The following is a 15642-nucleotide window of genomic DNA, read 5'->3' as shown; positions in this document are numbered from 1 at the left end:
TTCTTGGTATCCGTTATGAAGATAAATCTTATTTATAATAGGATGTAGTCAAAGGGATAAAAACAGTTGTGTCCTTATTGGCACTTCCATAGATGTACAGCTCTTCAACGCCTCCGATATCAACCTTGACGGTAACCAGGCCATTTTCGGATTTGATGACATTTTCTGTTTTCAGAATAATGTCGTTTTCCGAGTCTTTAATCGTAAAGTCTGTCAGATCGCCGCCGACAGCTGCAATCTGAAGGTATAACGTTTGATAGTTTTTATCCGGATAGAGCATAAAACTAACATTGCGGTTGCCGGAAGCGTTGTCGTAAAAAGCTTCTTTGTAATCCTTGCCTTTATAGGTCGTTTGGACCGGGTCCTTCGTGTGATACATATCATCGAATCCCTTGGCGATAGAGGTGCCTTCAACCTTCTCGCCCAAAATAATCGTTTTGGTTGCCTCGTCATAATCTACCGCTACATCAAGCGCATCGGACACGGCGCGGATAGGAAAATAGTTGGCGCCTTGATAGACGATCGGTGCAATGGCGTTGCCGTTTACGTCACGCAGATCAGCGTAAGTTCCGTCGACCTGTACCTTTATTTCAGGGTTTAGAAAGGCTTTAATCTCCTGCAGCTTCGTCGCCGCAAATGCCCCCGTTCCCATACTGGCCAGCATGGATACACCTATAATGGCTGCAAATGCTTTTTTCTTCAATACGCTCACTCTCCTGGCTGAAAATTATGAAAATATCAACAATTATTATAAATGAATAATTTTCCATCAACAAGAGTCCTTTGGCATAGTAAATTGGGAGATCAATTGCCTGGGCTACCAAGGCTGGTTGTCCATCGACCAGTACCCTTATCGTGAAGAAGGGCTGGCTACGGTCCGCGAAGGTGTGCTGGAGGTGGAAGCTTTTAACCGTCTGCTTGAATCCATTCCCCCTGTCACTATTTCTTGTCATTATTTCCCGAATGATGTTACTCTTTTGTAACTCTCTAAATCTATTCTTCCGATAAGATTAAACTATCAGCAGATTAGAAGGTGAGAAGGATGGACAGGACAAAAAAACGTCGTCGTCGGAGATTGGTTCTATTAATGGTTATTGTGGCGGTATTCTTCTGGGTTGCCGGCTGCGCGGCAGGGAGATCGATGTCGATGGGGATGTCGGCAATCATCCCGTCCGTCGTCAAGGGCGGAGAGACGATCCAAGGCGGAACGGCTTCAGGCTCGGGTAACGGAGGCGGAGGGGCAGCGGATCAGGACGGTACGCTGACCGGCGTCGGAGGCTCCGGAGACCAGGGCGGCTCTGGCGAGCCGCAAAACGGGCATGGAACGGGAAGCGGAAGTCAGAGCGGCTCCTCCGGCAACGGCAGCTCGGGAGGAAGGGCGGGCAACGGTGGCGATAATGCCGGCGGCAACGGAACAGAAGGAGCAAACGGTCAAAACGGCAATGGTGACGGAGGAAAGAATGGCAGCACGGGCAACGGCGCCGGTATCGGAGCAGGCGGCGGCACGGGCAACGGCGCCGGTATCGGAGCAGGCGGCGGCACGGGTGCTGGTGCGGGAGTCGGAGCAGGTAACGGTAATGGCTCCGTTAACGGAGGAACGGGCTCCGGCAATTCCGGAGGCAAACCTGGCGAAGGCGCCAATGCCGGCGGTCAGCCGGACAAACCATCCGTTCCGGCAGAACAGGGAAATAGCGATAATGGCAAGAAGCTGGTGGCACTCACTTTCGACGACGGTCCTGATAAAAAATATACGACGGCGATTTTGGATATTTTGAAGGAAAAAGGGGTCAAAGCGACGTTCTTTGTCGTTGGCCAGCAAGTGAAGTTGTATCCCGAGGTGCTGCAGCGCATTGCGGACGAAGGACATACGATCGGCAATCATTCGCAAAATCATAAAGATCTCAAGAAACAAGAGAAATCGGTCATCCTGGAGCAGATTAATAAAACGGATGAGGCGATCCGGGACGTTCTTGGCGAGAAGCCGACATTGTTCCGGGCTCCATACGGGTCGATGTCGGATACGGTAAAGCAGATTCTTAAAGCGCAAGACCGGGTGCACACGGGCTGGACGGTGGACACGAGGGATTGGGCGGGTACTTCTCCCGCCGACATGCGTCAGATGATTATTCAAGACACGAAGCCTAATGGTATAATATTAATGCATTCATTCGGAAGCAAGCATATTAAGAATACGGTCGAGGCTCTGCCGGGGATTATCGACGACCTGCACAAGCTGGGTTACACGCTCGTTACGGTGGACGAACTGCCTTGACCTTTGAAGGAGATTGTATCAGCTATGTCGCATGCCAGCCAGACTACTGCTCCAACTGCATACCGCGAGAGCGCAACGAGCGAAGAATCCGTAAGCGTTTCTCGGAAATCCGGCGGCGGCAGCTTGAAGGTATTCATGAGGCTGATGCCGCTGGGAGCGATGTTAAGCTTGCTGATGCTTGCCGGCTGCCAATATACGGCGGCTCCTGCAGATCTGCTGCTGAAGCCGGAAATCGGCGAGGACAAGGAGCAGCTGCTGGCAGCTGTGACGAAGGCGCTGCCGGAGTTCAGCATTCTCATGCTGCCGCATAGCAACGATGTCATGGAAGCGGTCCGGTTAATCGATCTGGATGGAGACGGCAAAAACGAAGCGGTCGTTACCTACTATAATGAATACAGCTCGCCGGAGATTATGACGCTGCGTCAAACGGACAATGGCTGGCGGCAATGGCTGCTCGTACAGCAGCCTCTTGCTCGCGAGATGACTTGGCTGAGCATCATAGATATGGACGGAGACGGCGTCATGGAGCTCGCGGTAGGCTGGGCAGGCGCGTTCGACAGTCCATCGATGCTGGAGATGTATTCGTTCTCGAACAAGGCGGCGCGCAACGATAAGGGGAAGCTGACGATGGTGCCGGCAGCCTCTTTGCCGTTTAGTCTCGCCGATACAGCGGACCTTAATCGCGACGGCAAGCAGGTGCTCGCGGTTATAAGCGGAACCTCCTTCTCCGGTACGACGGCGGAGCTCATCATGCCCGTCTTTCAATTGGCCGTCTACACGTGGGAAGACGGAAAGCTGGCATCAAGAGCCAAGACAACGCTGCCGGAAGGCGTCAATCTGTTCGAGCGCATAAAGATGGGGAGCATCTCTCCACGCCATCAAGGGATACTGCTGGAGGGCGGCACTGGCGCGCACAGCATGCTCACTTATATGTATGCCTGGAACGGGCGCGATCTGTCGCTTGTGTTCCCGACGCCCGAGCAGGAAAAGTTGGGCTACGGCTTTGCCGGCAAGCCAACGGTCAGCCGCGATATGAACGGCGATGGTATCATCGAGCTTCAGCGGACATGGGAGGCCCCGGGACAAGAGGGCGTCCCTTATTCCGATTCGTTGTGGATTACGGAGTGGCTGCAATGGGACGGCAGGAACGAATTCCGGAAGATCGCAGAGCAATACGTAGACGAGAGCTACGGTCTGCTTCTCGACATTCCTGAGGCCTGGCAAGGGAAGTACACGCTGGAGAAACCGCCAAGAGCAAGCTATGGAGTCGTCACGCTGCAATATTACAATCCGGACACGACGGAGAGGGCCGATCTCGTCTCCATCCATGTCGTACCGAAAAATCAGTGGGATGGCGTGGAGCATGTGTGGCGGGAAGAGAAGCGGACCTTCCGAACGCTTGGCACATACGGGGGCAACCTATATGCGGCAGTATTGTACGATGAAACGCTCGGCGACGCGACTTCATTAACTGCGCATTCCAGGGCGGAGGCCGGGGAGATGCTGAAAGAGAAGGAGCAGTTTCTGGAGCGGATTCGGATCGAATTCTCGGAATAAGCGGAGAAAGGGGGGAATATCCAATGCGAATTTTGTTGCTGGAGGATGAAGAATCGATACGGGGGTTTGTCCGCATTAATCTCAGGCGCAACGATATGATCGTCACCGAGGCGGAGAACGGCGAACAAGCGCTTGCTTGCGCTGAAAGCGACGGACCGTTCGATATCGCGCTGCTTGATGTCATGCTGCCTACAATCAGCGGGTTCGAAGTATGCGAGCAACTTAGAGCGCGATATCCCCGGATGGGTATCATCATGCTGACGGCGAAGTCGCAAGAAGAGGACAAGATCAAGGGATTGGAGCTAGGCGCCGACGATTATGTGCAGAAACCGTTTAGCCCTGGCGAACTAGTCGCCCGGATCAAGTCGCTCTACCGGCGGATGCATGCGGAGCCGCAGCCGGTGACCGCGGTAGATCGAGAAGCCGTTTCTCAGGCGGAATCGGCTGTTGCATCGGAATCAGCAAGCGCCATCGACGGAGCATTGACGCAATCCGAAGGGAAGGCCATTCCCGAGGAAAGCTTGCCGGTCCGTATCCAAAATATCCAGAGTCCGTCCGATGAAGTCGTCAGCGGTCCGTTCCGTCTGTCGGTATCTCAGCGGCGGTTATGGAAAAACGGCCGGGAGATCGTGCTCACCCCTACCGAGTGGGCGCTGGTAAGGCTGCTTATGGAGAGCGCGGGGAAAAGCGTGAGCAGGGATCATATTTTGACCGAGGTATGGGGTCGGTATTATGTTGGCGATCTTAAGGTTGTGGACGTCAATATCCGGCGCATTCGACAGAAGCTGGAGGCAAGTCCTTCGGAACCGGCGTTCATCGAGACGGTCTGGGGGTTCGGTTATCGCTGGAGACGGGGAGCTGCGGAATGAGAAGCATTAAGGCGAAGATGGTATGGAGCTATCTGCTGCTGATTGCGCTGGTTGTCGCGGTGCTGGGAGCAGCTTTTGTCATACTCATCTGGAATTATTATTACGGCAGCGCGCAGAGCTCCGTGAAGCAGCGCGCCGAATCTGCCTTTACGCAGCACAGCCGGTCGCTGACTTCGCTTAGTCTGCATGACCAGGCCGATTATTTGCTTCAAAATATGGCCGACGGGGGTCCCACTCGAATCCAGCTGCTCAGCAGCGAGGGAGAACTGCGTATTGACTCGGACGGATTCGCTCCCCGCATTCGCTATTCGTCGGCCGACGTTAGAAGCGCAATGGCGGGACAAACAGGCACTTGGAGCGGCGTGGATCCTTATTACGGCGAGCGGGTGACATCCGTCACGATTCCGCTGCGCGGGGATACGCGCGTCGTTTCTTTGCTGCGGTATACGTCGTCGCTGGAGCGGGTAGACAGCATGGTGGGGCAGCTGATCCAGATGGCCGTCATCACGGGGATATCCGTTATCCTGTTGTTTCTGGGCTTAAGCCTGTTCCTGGCGCAGCGCATCGTGGGACCGATTCAGGAGCTGAAGCGGGCGGCGAGGTATATGGCGGAGGGAGATTGGACGAAGCGGGCGATGAAACGCAGCGGGGACGAAATCGGTCAGCTGTCCGAGACGTTTAACGTGATGGTGAGCGAGCTAAACAAACGGGAGAAGCTCAAAAATGATTTTATATCGTCGATATCGCATGAGCTGCGAACCCCGCTTACCTCCATCAAGGGTTGGAGCGAAACGTTGAAGGAAAGCGAGCCGGACCGCGACGACGAAGAGGTCAAGCTCGGGCTCTCCATCATTAGCAAGGAAACGGAACGGCTCACCGGTCTTGTCGAGGATCTGCTGGACTTCTCCAAGCTGTCCGCAAGCTCTATGGAGCTGCATACCGAGGTTCTGGACTTGAACGGCCCTGTCAAGGAAACGGTCAGACAGTTGGCCGTGCGGGAGGAAGGGACGCGAGTGAAGCTGATGGCGTCTTACGCGGCGGGACCGATTGTCGTCAGCGGCGACGCGAACCGTCTCAAGCAGGTCGTTATTAATCTCATCGACAACGCGTTCAAGTTCACGCCTCCGGGAGGGACGATTCGCGTGGCGACTACAGTATCGGAAGAGTTGCACGTGGCGCGGGTGACGGTTTCGGATACGGGATGCGGGATTGAAGCGGAGGATCTGCCCCATGTTACGGAGAAATTCTACAAAGCCAGCTCCGGTCAAGGCGGATCTGGCCTGGGGCTGGCGATTTGCAAGGAAATCATAGAGCTGCACGGCGGCGAGCTTCGTATCGACAGCGAACGGGGAGCGGGAACGATCGCGACGATCACGATACCTTATAAGCGGGAGCAGTCTACTCCTTAAAGAAAAGCAGCTTCCGATTGGCTATGACGAATATGACGGCGATAATAACGCCGGCGCATAACATAATCGATAGCCAGTTGTCGCGAAGCCAAGCAATCCACAATGGCGTTTCAGACATTTCGTTCACCTCCGATGTTGATATTGTTTTACTGCACGCCAAGCCGAATCTCTTGTGGGAGGATCGGCTTTTTTGTATTAGTGTGCGCTGCAATTGCCAACTCCATGCGGGATACCCGTTGACAGTCTGCCCGTGGAAATGTTAGGATGAATGCATCTAATTCATAGTTAACTTATAGGAATTATTATATATAGAATTTTGGTATTGGAGGAATGGTCATGGAGAAGCAATTGACTCTTAAGCATGGGGATCTGGATCTGCAAGCTACCCTGCATTATCCAACGAGAGGTCATCATCTGGACGAGAAACGTCAGGCCATCGTCATATGCCATGGATTTATCGGCAGCCGGGTCGGCGTGGACCGTCTATTCGTAAAGGCGGCAAGGGAGCTTGCGGCGCAAGGCTCCTACGTGCTTCGCTTCGATTATGGCGGCTGCGGAGAGAGCAACGGGGACTACGGAGCGCTCGGCTTCAATGCCATGATCGATCAGACGAGGACGGCCATCGATTATGTGTATGGAATGGATTGCGTTGATCCTTCGCGTATCGTATTGCTGGGGCACAGCCTGGGAGGCGCCGTCGCCTTGTTGACCGCGGTGAAGGATAAGCGGGTCAAGCGGCTTATCATGTGGTCCGCCGTCGGATATCCGTTTACCGACATTGTTCGAATTGTCGGGAAGGCAGGCTATGACGAGGCGGTCACGAAAGGCAGAACCGACTATGCCGGTTACTCTCTCCAGACTGTGTTCTTCGAATCCCTGATGGAGCATCAGCCGTTCCAATCGGCGACACGTTTCGGCGGAGAGGTGCTGCTTGTTCATGGCACGAGCGACGAGCTCATTCCCGTCGACTACAGCTTCCTGTATCAGAAGGTGTTCTGGACGAGAAGCGAGGGGCTGTGCGACAAAGAGATTATTTTCCAAGCGGGCCATACCTATTCCTCCAAGCAGCATCAGGAAGAGGCGATTCGCGTGACCGCGGAGTGGCTGTCAGGCCTCGACCGCAAGCAGCAGGATTGGCTTCACTGGTCGATTTGACGGAAAAAAGATAATTTTTGTCGAGACATCTCGCCCTTACCTGTGCTTAAATAATAGATAGACGGTAAAAGATTCTATGATTACCAACTTTCTAGCAGAGGCGGGTTATTCATGAACAACCGATTGCGAGGAAGTCTCGCAGCTATGCTTGCGGCTACATTCGTGATGACGGCAGCATGCGGCGGCAGTAATGCAGCTCCCGTTAACGTACCGCCGGAGCCGACGGCTTCTCCGACGATGGAAGCAATTCCAATTCCGACCGCTGCGCCGCTTCCCTACACAGCGCCCTTATCCGGCATCGGACTTGCGCAAGAGGCAAAGTTTAGACCGATGGCCGTTATGATCAACAACTTCTCCGCGGCCAGACCGCAGTCCGGCTTGACGGGAGCCGACGTCATCTGGGAAGTGCTCGCCGAAGGCGGCATTACCAGGCTTGTCGCGATCTTCCAAAGCACGGAGTCGCTCTCCGACACGATTGGTCCGATTCGCAGCAACCGCAAATATTTGATCGATATCGCCGACAGCTATGGAGCGGTAATGGCCCATGCGGGCGGGAGTCCGGAGGCTTACGGTATTCTGCAGAAGCAGGGCAAACCTTATCTCGACGAAATCACGAACGCAGGCTCGTACTTCTGGAGAAGCAAGGACCGCAAAGCTCCGCATAATTTGTATTCTTCGCTGGAGAAGCTCCGCGAAGGCGCCGAGAAAAAGAAGTACAGCGATGACAAGCCAGTCCCCGTCTATCAGTTCTCGGAGAACGGAACGGTCGCCGGCGCGTCTGGCGCCGAGGATGCGCGCGACATTACGATCAAATTTCTGATGGACAGCTATAAGGTAGGTTATATCTACGATGAGACCTCCGGTCTTTACAGTCGGTCGATCAACGGCGAACCTCATATCGACTTGAACAACAACGCTACGCTTGCCGCGGCCAATCTGATTGTATTCGAGACAACGCACAGGACGCTTGATGATGTCGGAAGACTGTCCGTCGACCTGGTGTCGGGAGGCAATGCCTACCTGTTCCAGAAAGGAAAGAAGATCGATATCGACTGGGTGTCCGCTCCGGACGACATGATCCGGTTCGCAACGAAGGAAGGCGCCGAGATCTCGCTGGTGCCGGGCAAAACTTATATACATATCGTGCCTAACAAGCCGGCGCTCGCCGAGCATGTGGCATGGGTACAATCCGCCAGCGCTGGATAAGCTAAGGAGGCGGAACGTTAAAAGAGGATTCCGCTGCGGAATCCTCTTTTCCCGTTATTTACCGCATAGGAGTGTTTACGTTGAGATTTTCTCATCACAAATTACGATGGAACTATTGTGGTACGCGAAAAAATATGTTTAAATTTTTCATGGATGTTTACATTCCCTTAACAATTGTAGTGTAAACTACGTTAGGGCGAGTTACTGTCCGTCAGCGACATACCATTTTCTAGTGGATAAGGGGATTGACATGTTTAAGAAAAAGGACATTTTTTTCACAACGCTCGAAGCGATGGGCGATACGTTGGTTGAAGCCACCGAATATTTCGCTGCAGGCGTTTCGGATCTGTCGAACTTGACGGCATTCGCCAAGCGAATGAAAGAGATGGAAAGCCAGTGCGATCAATTTACGCACACCATCTTAAAAGAACTGAATAAAACCTTTATCACGCCAATCGAACGCGAGGACATTATGGCCCTCACGACCTCGTTGGACGATGTCCTGGACGGAATCGAAGCATGCGCTTCCCGGTTCGAAATGTACAATGTTCGTGAGAAGGACGAATATATTACGTTGTTCGCCGACGTTATCGTACGTTCTACTCATCAGATTCGCAAGGCGATTCAATTGCTCACGCAAAAGAAGCTGCTAGCGATGAGAGAGCATACAATCGCCATTAACGAACTTGAGAATCAAGCCGACGATCTGCTTCGCGTCAGCGTGACAAGTCTGTTCGCTAACGTAAAGGACCCGATCGAGCTTATCAAGCGCAAGGAAATTTACGAGCGTCTTGAGCAAACGACCGACTACTGCGAGGATGTAGCCAATATACTGGAATCGATCATTATGCGTAACAGCTAATCCAGAGGAGCAGGAGTCGTACACATGGAGATATATGTATTATGGATCGTCGTTTTCCTGGCGCTAGCCTTTGACTTTATTAACGGGTTCCACGACACGGCCAATGCGATCGCGACCTCGGTATCGACTCGCGCCATCAAGCCAAGACTTGCCGTCCTCATGGCTGCGGTCATGAACTTCGTCGGCGCGATTACGTTCACCGGCGTAGCCAAGATGATCGGCAGCGGCGTGGCCAACCCGGCAGATTTGGAATTCGGCATCGAGATCGTCATTGCCGCCTTGCTGTCTGCTATTGCATGGAACTTAATTACTTGGTGGTTCGGCATTCCGTCCTCGTCCTCTCACGCACTCATCGGATCATTGGCCGGCGCGGTAATCGTGGGAGCGGGTATGAATTCCCTGAATGCCAGCGGATTCATCGATATTCTAAAAGCTCTTCTTATATCCCCTCTCATTGCGTTCACGATCGGCTTCCTGTTGATGTGGCTTCTTAAGCGCATTTTCGCGAAGAGCAGTCCGCATACCATCAACAAAGGCTTCCGAGGCGGGCAGGTCATTACGGCGATGTTCCAATCGTTCTCGCACGGTACAAACGACGCGCAGAAGGCGATGGGCATTATCGTATTCGCATTGGTAGCTGCCGGGGTCCAGGACAGCACGGACCATATTCCGTTCTGGGTTCAGCTCTCCGCTGCAACTGCGATGGCGCTAGGCACTTCTATCGGCGGCTGGAAGATCATCAAGACGATGGGTACCAAAATATTTAAGATCGAGCCGATCAACGGCTTCGCGGCCGATATCGGATCCGCTGTGGTTATCCTTACGGCTACGATGATCCATCTTCCCGTCAGCACGACGCATGTCATCACGTCCTCGATACTGGGTGTAGGAAGCGCGAAGCGTTTCTCGGCGGTACGCTGGGGCGTAGCGGGCAGAATCGTAGTGGCCTGGTTTATTACGATTCCGATTACGGCCGTGCTCGCGATGATCTTCTTCTTGATCATCAAGGCATTGTTCCTGTGAGCCGTACAACACATCAACACAAACCTGCCTCTAAACGCGGTCGCCCTTCTTCGAAAGGCCCCGATTGAGGTTTTCTCAACTAACAAGGGACACTCCCTCATCGTTATCCTCTCCGGACTAGACGATGATCGGAATGTCCCTTGTGTCGTTGCATTTTTTACCACATAAGAAAGTATAAGTTTTCGGTCCTCGAAAACGGATTTCTTATTGGCGATAAAACCTACCTCATGCTTCCGAAGCGGCTTTGCTTTGCAAAGCTGGAGTTCGCTCATCGTCGAGAGGCCTCGATAGAGGTTTTCTCACCTTCTGCGTCTTGGGCGGCTCTGGCGTTTCACTGACGACTTCCGTCCGCTTCCACTGTTAGTGGTGCGGCGTTTGCGAGGTCGCGGACGAGACAGTCCGGAACCTCCGTTGTCGCTTGGTGCAGGCTGGGATTTCTTGCCGAAGGAGCCCATAAACACTTTCATGAGCGGAGCCATCTGGGAGACGCTTCCGACGACCTTCTGCACCTTGGTTACCGTGGAGAGGATGCCGTCCAGTCCGCCCATACGGTCAACAAAACCTTTGATCTCGGTTGGATTCGCGTATTTGAGCAAGTTTGCAAGCGAGAACCCTTTGCCAACTCCTCCAGAGGACGGTGGGGGAGCCGGCAGCAGACTGTTCTGCGTCGGCGGCAAGACGGTTGGCAGCAGGTTCGACTGACCCTCTCGCGGTGATTCCTGGTGGACAATGACGGGATATGTCGGGTACGATTGCGGCTGATGCTGCCTTGTTGGCATGTCGTCATATTGGAAGCCGCCATGCAAGCCGCTATATGGACGGTTCAGCATGCTTTGGCCTTGTCGATGCGAGAAGCCCTGTTCGCTGACTTGCATGTTCCTTGTACCGTTCCCGTGGCTGTTGCCGCGCCCGCCAGCTCCGGGATTCTGATAAGGATTCACAACGGATCACAACCCTTCTTTTCTACTAGCTTATGGCATAGGCAAACGCTTGGATTGGACGAATGTCCCGATTCCCTAATAAATTTATAGTTATTAGCCCGTACATTCTTCCTAAATACAGCGAAGGGGAACGGTTGTGTTTGAACAAACGCCGACAAAAGGATACAATAGAATTTATAGTGACTATGGGAGTGAATGCGCATGCAGCTGAAGAAGCTGAACGATAAAGCAATTGACCAACTATTCGAGGCGATCCTTACCTTGAAGTCGGTAGAGGAATGTTACGTCTTCTTCGACGATCTTTGCACGGTAAACGAAATTCAATCCTTGTCTCAACGCCTGGAAGTAGCGCGCATGCTGGGCAAAGGGAGTACATACAACCAGATCGAAGCGGAGACGGGCGCAAGCACGGCAACGATCTCTCGCGTAAAGCGTTGCCTCAATTACGGCAACGACGGTTACAAGATGGCATTGGAGCGTCTCGGCAAATAAGGGGGCGCATCGGATGCATACACCCGGCATATTGGTCGTTAGCCATGGCTCGCGCGAGGAGAACTGGATCAAGCTTGTTGACGAAGCGGTGAATGCGGCTGCAATGGATGCCAAAGTCCCCGTCGTTTCGTCGTTCCTGGAGATCGTAGCGGGAAGGTTGATCCAGGATGGCATCGACGAACTGGAACGGCAAGGCGTGAACGATATTTTTGTTATCCCTTTGTTTGTCTCTTCGGGTAGCACGCATGTGGACGAGATCGGTCAAGCCTTCGGTCTGCCGCCGCTGTCGAAGCTGGAGGGCGATCTGGGGACGTTCCGCGTAAAGGCGCGCGTAACCTATGGGAAGCCGATCGACGACGATCCGGAGATCGCCGAGCTGCTGCTGGCGAATATTGCGGAGTTATCTACCGACCCTGCCAGAGAGGCTTTGCTGGTTATCGGACATGGAAGCAAGGAGCCCGTGTTCCACGAGCGCTGGCAAGCGGGGTTGTCCGGACTTGCGGAGCGGCTGCGCCTGCTGGGCGGATTCGGACGCGCTGCTTCTGCCATGCTGCTGCCGGATATGGCGGCCGACGTGCTGAGGATGCTTCAAGCCGAACAACGGGACCGCGAAGTAATCGTCGTGCCGTTGTTTTTGAGCCCCGGATATTTTAGCAATCACGTTATCCCTTCGAGACTGCAAGGGTTGAATTACAGATACAATGGCAGGGCGATGCTGCCCCATCCGGCTATACCCCGATGGTTAAAGGCACGGATGACGGATTGGCTGCGCGACAGCGGATACCTGACATAAGCAGGAGCAGGAGACAATGAAAGAGGAGGAGCGAGGTTTCGATGAAACGGGCAAGACTAATCTATAACCCCACTTCGGGTAGGGAAGAGATGAAGCGCAGGCTTCCCGACATTCTTCAGCGGCTTGACCAGGGCGGTATCGAGGCGACCTGTCATGCGACGATCGGCGAAGGAGATGCGACCCTCGCTGCGGCAGACGCTGCCGATCGCGACTACGATATGATCATCGCTGCTGGCGGAGACGGCACGTTGTACGAGGTCATCAACGGACTGGCGAACAAGCCGAATCGACCGCCTCTTGGCATACTTCCGGTAGGCACGACTAACGATTTCGCGAGAGCGACCGGCATCCCCAAGCATTGGGAATACGCCTGCGATCTCATTATCGGGCAATATACGAGACCCATCGACGTAGGCAAGGCCAATGACCGCTACTTCATTAACATTGCCGGGGGCGGCTCCTTGACAGAGCTGACTTACGACGTGCCAAGCAAGCTTAAGACGATGATCGGTCAATTGGCCTATTATATGAAGGGTCTGGAGAAAATGACGCGTCTGCGTCCCACGGAGCTGAAGTTCGAGGCGGCCGGCGTCGGCGATTTCCATGACGAGTTCATGATGTTCCTCATCTGCAACAGCAACTCTGTCGGAGGCTTCGAACGTCTTGCGCCGGAATCCAAGCTGGACGACGGGCTGCTGGACGTCCTGCTTATCAAGCGAATGAACCTGGCCGAATTTATCAAGCTGGTCACGCTCGCGCTGCGCGGCGAACATTTGAACGATTCGCATGTTATCCACTTCCGCACGAACGAGCTTAAGGTGAAGACGCCGGACTACGTGCAAATTAATCTCGACGGCGAATACGGCGGTGCGCTGCCGTGTACCTTCTCCGTACTTCCGTCCCATCTTCGGATATTCGCGGACGAAAGCGGAGTATCGACGTATCAGTAAAACCTCGGAACAGGGATAGGCCTCACTGCATAAGAACGCCGCGGCCCGTGCCGCGGACCACATAAACCTATCCGGTAGTCGCTGTGTACAGCTAGTCGCGTTCGGCTAGCTGTTTTTCGCTGAGAGGCGCGGCGCGGTTCTGCCGGACAGGAAGAGAAGGAAGAACGGTGTTATGAAGAAAGCAAAGCAAGGACAGAAGGGCAGAGGCCAGGCAGGGGCTCAAGGAGCGAAGCCGCAGGGCGGTAGAGTGCAGGCGGGAGCCCATGGTGCAAAGTCGCAGGGCAGTAGATCGCAGGCTGGCGGGAAACGTGGCGGAAGCGGACGGGACAAGCGTGGATCCGAGCAGAGAATGGGCTTAGACAGGCGCGGAGCCGAGGGGAGAACTGCCGCGGTTACGGGGACTGCCACGGCAAATTCGGGAACGGGACGTCGCGGGAGGGAAGCTTCCGCGAAGGCGCCGGCTGGACCTTTTGCGCACCATGCGCAAGTGACGCTGGATGTCAGCGGCATGACTCATGACGGAGAAGGCGTCGGCCGAGTCGACGGTTATACGCTGTTCGTCCCCGGTGCTTTGCCCGGCGAGCGGATCAGCGCGCGCGTTACGAAGCAGAAGAAACAATACGGCTACGCCGAGCTGGACGAGCTCCTAGCGGCAAGCCCGGATCGACTGAACCCACCTTGCGACATTTACGAAGAATGCGGCGGCTGCCAGCTTCAGCATTTCGATTACGAGGCCCAGTTGACCTGGAAGAGGCAGCATGTCATCGACAACCTGACGCGAATCGGCAAGCTGACGGTTGCGGGGGACGGGGAAGAGGGCGGCATCGTCGTCCATCCTACGATCGGCATGGAGAACCCATGGCGCTACCGCAACAAGGCTGCCGTGCCCATCGGAACGGCAATCGCGAGCGGCGAGCTGGTCGGAGGTTTCTACGAACGCGGCACGCACCGCATCATCGACATGGACGACTGCCTTATCCAGCATGATCGGAATGATGAAGCGCTGCGCGTCGTAAAGCGGATCGCGCGTTACCTGCGCGTCAATCCGTACGATGAAACGACGGGAGAAGGCGTACTGCGCCATATTATGGTGCGTACCGGCTTCGTCACGGGCGAGATCATGGTCGTTCTCGTCACTAACGGTCAGCGTTTGCCGCGCCAGCCGGAGTGGATCGAGTCGCTTCGCGCGGAGCTGCCGGGCCTTAAGAGCATCGTGCAGAACGTTAACGAGCGCAACACGAACGTCATCTTCGGCGACGAAACCCGTACGCTGTGGGGCAGCGACGTGATCTATGACGAGTTGGACGGCATTCGCTTCGCCATCTCGGCGCGCTCCTTCTATCAGGTCAACCCGTCGCAGACGGTTGCCCTATACGGCAAGGCTGTCGAATACGCGGCGCTGACGGGCAACGAGAACGTAATCGACGCCTATTGCGGAATCGGCACGATTAGCTTGTTCCTAGCTCGCAAAGCGGGCCACGTGTACGGCGTAGAGATCGTGCCGGAAGCGATCGAAGACGCCAAGCGCAACGCGGCGCTGAACGGCGTCGAGAATGCCACCTTCGAAGCAGGGCCCGCCGAGGTCGTCATTCCCCGCTGGAGCAAGGAAGGCGCCATGGCCGACGTCATCGTCGTCGACCCGCCGCGCAAGGGCTGCGACTCCGCGCTGCTGGAGACGATCCTGAAGATGCAGCCCGAACGCGTCGTCTACGTCAGCTGCAACCCCTCCACACTCGCACGCGACCTTCGAGTCCTGGAGGACGGCGGCTACCGCACGATGGAAGTGACTCCGGTGGATATGTTTCCTTGGACGAGTCATGTGGAGGCCGTAGTAGGAATGCAACGAATAGATACGTAGAAATCCTTTGTTTTCAACACTTTGCGGGTTTCATGACCTTCACGAAGGATGGCGCAGATTTCAAAAATAAGGTACTGAAGGACAAAATCGAGGTTTCGGTCGTGCTGGACCTTGGTTTTGACGTCGAGTGTGTAGACATGTAGTAAAGTGTGTGGAGCGTCTTTAATTAGACGCTTTTTTTATGGACTTCAATGGGAGAGGAATTTCCAATGATTTGTCGAATAGTCAATGAACGTGGTTTAAATCATTTTTGAA

The 15642-nt window shown here is 54.5% G+C and carries 15 protein-coding genes; 12 read left to right on the top strand and 3 right to left on the bottom strand.

All coding sequences use genetic code 11. The features are described 5' to 3' along the window. Window positions 1–28: 28 nt before the first annotated feature. Complete coding sequence (locus tag KJW29_RS19630; RefSeq protein WP_246608290.1) at window positions 29–712, bottom strand: copper amine oxidase N-terminal domain-containing protein; 684 nt, start codon at window positions 710–712, stop codon at window positions 29–31. Window positions 713–1042: 330 nt separating this feature from the next. On the opposite strand from KJW29_RS19630, the gene KJW29_RS36520 reads away from it, so the two are divergent. The 4 genes from KJW29_RS36520 to KJW29_RS19610 are packed head-to-tail and all read left to right on the top strand — an operon-like array spanning window position 1043 to window position 6107. Next, window positions 1043–2272, top strand: a complete 1230-nt coding sequence (locus tag KJW29_RS36520; protein ID WP_214625829.1) for a polysaccharide deacetylase family protein — start codon at window positions 1043–1045, stop codon at window positions 2270–2272. Between the two features lie 24 nt (window positions 2273–2296). After that, on the top strand, window positions 2297–3829 hold the full coding sequence (locus KJW29_RS19620; RefSeq protein WP_214625828.1) for an FG-GAP repeat domain-containing protein: 1533 nt from the start codon (window positions 2297–2299) through the stop codon (window positions 3827–3829). Between the two features lie 23 nt (window positions 3830–3852). Then, the gene (locus KJW29_RS19615; RefSeq protein WP_214625827.1) at window positions 3853–4698 is read left to right on the top strand and encodes a response regulator transcription factor; all 846 of its coding nucleotides are present in this window, start codon (window positions 3853–3855) and stop codon (window positions 4696–4698) included. Beyond that, on the top strand, window positions 4695–6107 hold the full coding sequence (locus KJW29_RS19610; protein WP_214625826.1) for a sensor histidine kinase: 1413 nt from the start codon (window positions 4695–4697) through the stop codon (window positions 6105–6107). The genes KJW29_RS19615 and KJW29_RS19610 overlap by 4 nt, the downstream gene beginning before the upstream one ends. On the opposite strand, the gene KJW29_RS36515 is transcribed toward KJW29_RS19610, so the two are convergent. Continuing rightward, on the bottom strand, window positions 6097–6225 hold the full coding sequence (locus tag KJW29_RS36515) for a hypothetical protein (protein WP_281426273.1): 129 nt from the start codon (window positions 6223–6225) through the stop codon (window positions 6097–6099). The two genes, KJW29_RS19610 and KJW29_RS36515, sit on opposite strands and share 11 nt — an antisense overlap. Window positions 6226–6443: 218 nt before the next feature. On the opposite strand from KJW29_RS36515, the gene KJW29_RS19605 reads away from it, so the two are divergent. The 4 genes from KJW29_RS19605 (at window position 6444) to KJW29_RS19590 (ending at window position 10353) form a co-directional block, all read left to right on the top strand. Beyond that, window positions 6444–7262: an alpha/beta hydrolase gene (locus KJW29_RS19605; RefSeq protein ID WP_214625825.1), complete on the top strand. Its 819-nt coding sequence runs from the start codon at window positions 6444–6446 to the stop codon at window positions 7260–7262. Between the two features lie 111 nt (window positions 7263–7373). Beyond that, a complete protein-coding gene (locus tag KJW29_RS19600; protein WP_246608289.1) occupies window positions 7374–8468 on the top strand; it encodes a DUF3048 domain-containing protein in 1095 nt (364 codons plus the stop codon). A 250-nt stretch (window positions 8469–8718) separates the two neighbouring features. Beyond that, entirely contained in the window at window positions 8719–9330 is a 612-nt protein-coding gene (locus tag KJW29_RS19595; protein ID WP_087571442.1) for a DUF47 domain-containing protein, read from the top strand. A gap of 24 nt (window positions 9331–9354) precedes the next feature. Then, complete coding sequence (locus tag KJW29_RS19590; protein WP_214625824.1) at window positions 9355–10353, top strand: inorganic phosphate transporter; 999 nt, start codon at window positions 9355–9357, stop codon at window positions 10351–10353. Window positions 10354–10652: 299 nt separating this feature from the next. Here KJW29_RS19590 and KJW29_RS19585 read toward each other — a convergent pair whose 3' ends face one another. Then, window positions 10653–11294, bottom strand: coding sequence for a hypothetical protein (locus tag KJW29_RS19585; protein ID WP_214625823.1), 642 nt, complete (start codon window positions 11292–11294; stop codon window positions 10653–10655). Window positions 11295–11495: 201 nt separating this feature from the next. Between KJW29_RS19585 and KJW29_RS19580 the strand changes: the two genes are divergently transcribed. From KJW29_RS19580 to rlmD, 4 genes are all read left to right on the top strand, one after another. Further along, complete coding sequence (locus KJW29_RS19580; RefSeq protein WP_087571445.1) at window positions 11496–11786, top strand: YerC/YecD family TrpR-related protein; 291 nt, start codon at window positions 11496–11498, stop codon at window positions 11784–11786. Window positions 11787–11799: 13 nt separating this feature from the next. Then, window positions 11800–12579 carry a sirohydrochlorin chelatase gene (locus tag KJW29_RS19575; protein WP_214625822.1) on the top strand — a complete coding sequence of 260 codons (780 nt, stop codon included), beginning with the start codon at window positions 11800–11802 and terminating at the stop codon, window positions 12577–12579. A 41-nt stretch (window positions 12580–12620) separates the two neighbouring features. Next, complete coding sequence (locus KJW29_RS19570; RefSeq protein WP_087571447.1) at window positions 12621–13529, top strand: diacylglycerol kinase; 909 nt, start codon at window positions 12621–12623, stop codon at window positions 13527–13529. A 172-nt stretch (window positions 13530–13701) separates the two neighbouring features. Beyond that, a complete protein-coding gene (gene rlmD / locus KJW29_RS19565) occupies window positions 13702–15387 on the top strand; it encodes a 23S rRNA (uracil(1939)-C(5))-methyltransferase RlmD (RefSeq protein WP_281426272.1) in 1686 nt (561 codons plus the stop codon). The last annotated feature ends 255 nt before the right edge of the window (window positions 15388–15642 follow it).

This window comes from Paenibacillus agaridevorans, assembly GCF_018604145.1.
GTDB classification, from domain to species: domain Bacteria; phylum Bacillota; class Bacilli; order Paenibacillales; family Paenibacillaceae; genus Pristimantibacillus; species Pristimantibacillus agaridevorans.
The sequence above is the reverse complement of the archived record's forward strand: the minus strand, read 5'-3'. Positions and strand labels throughout refer to the sequence as shown.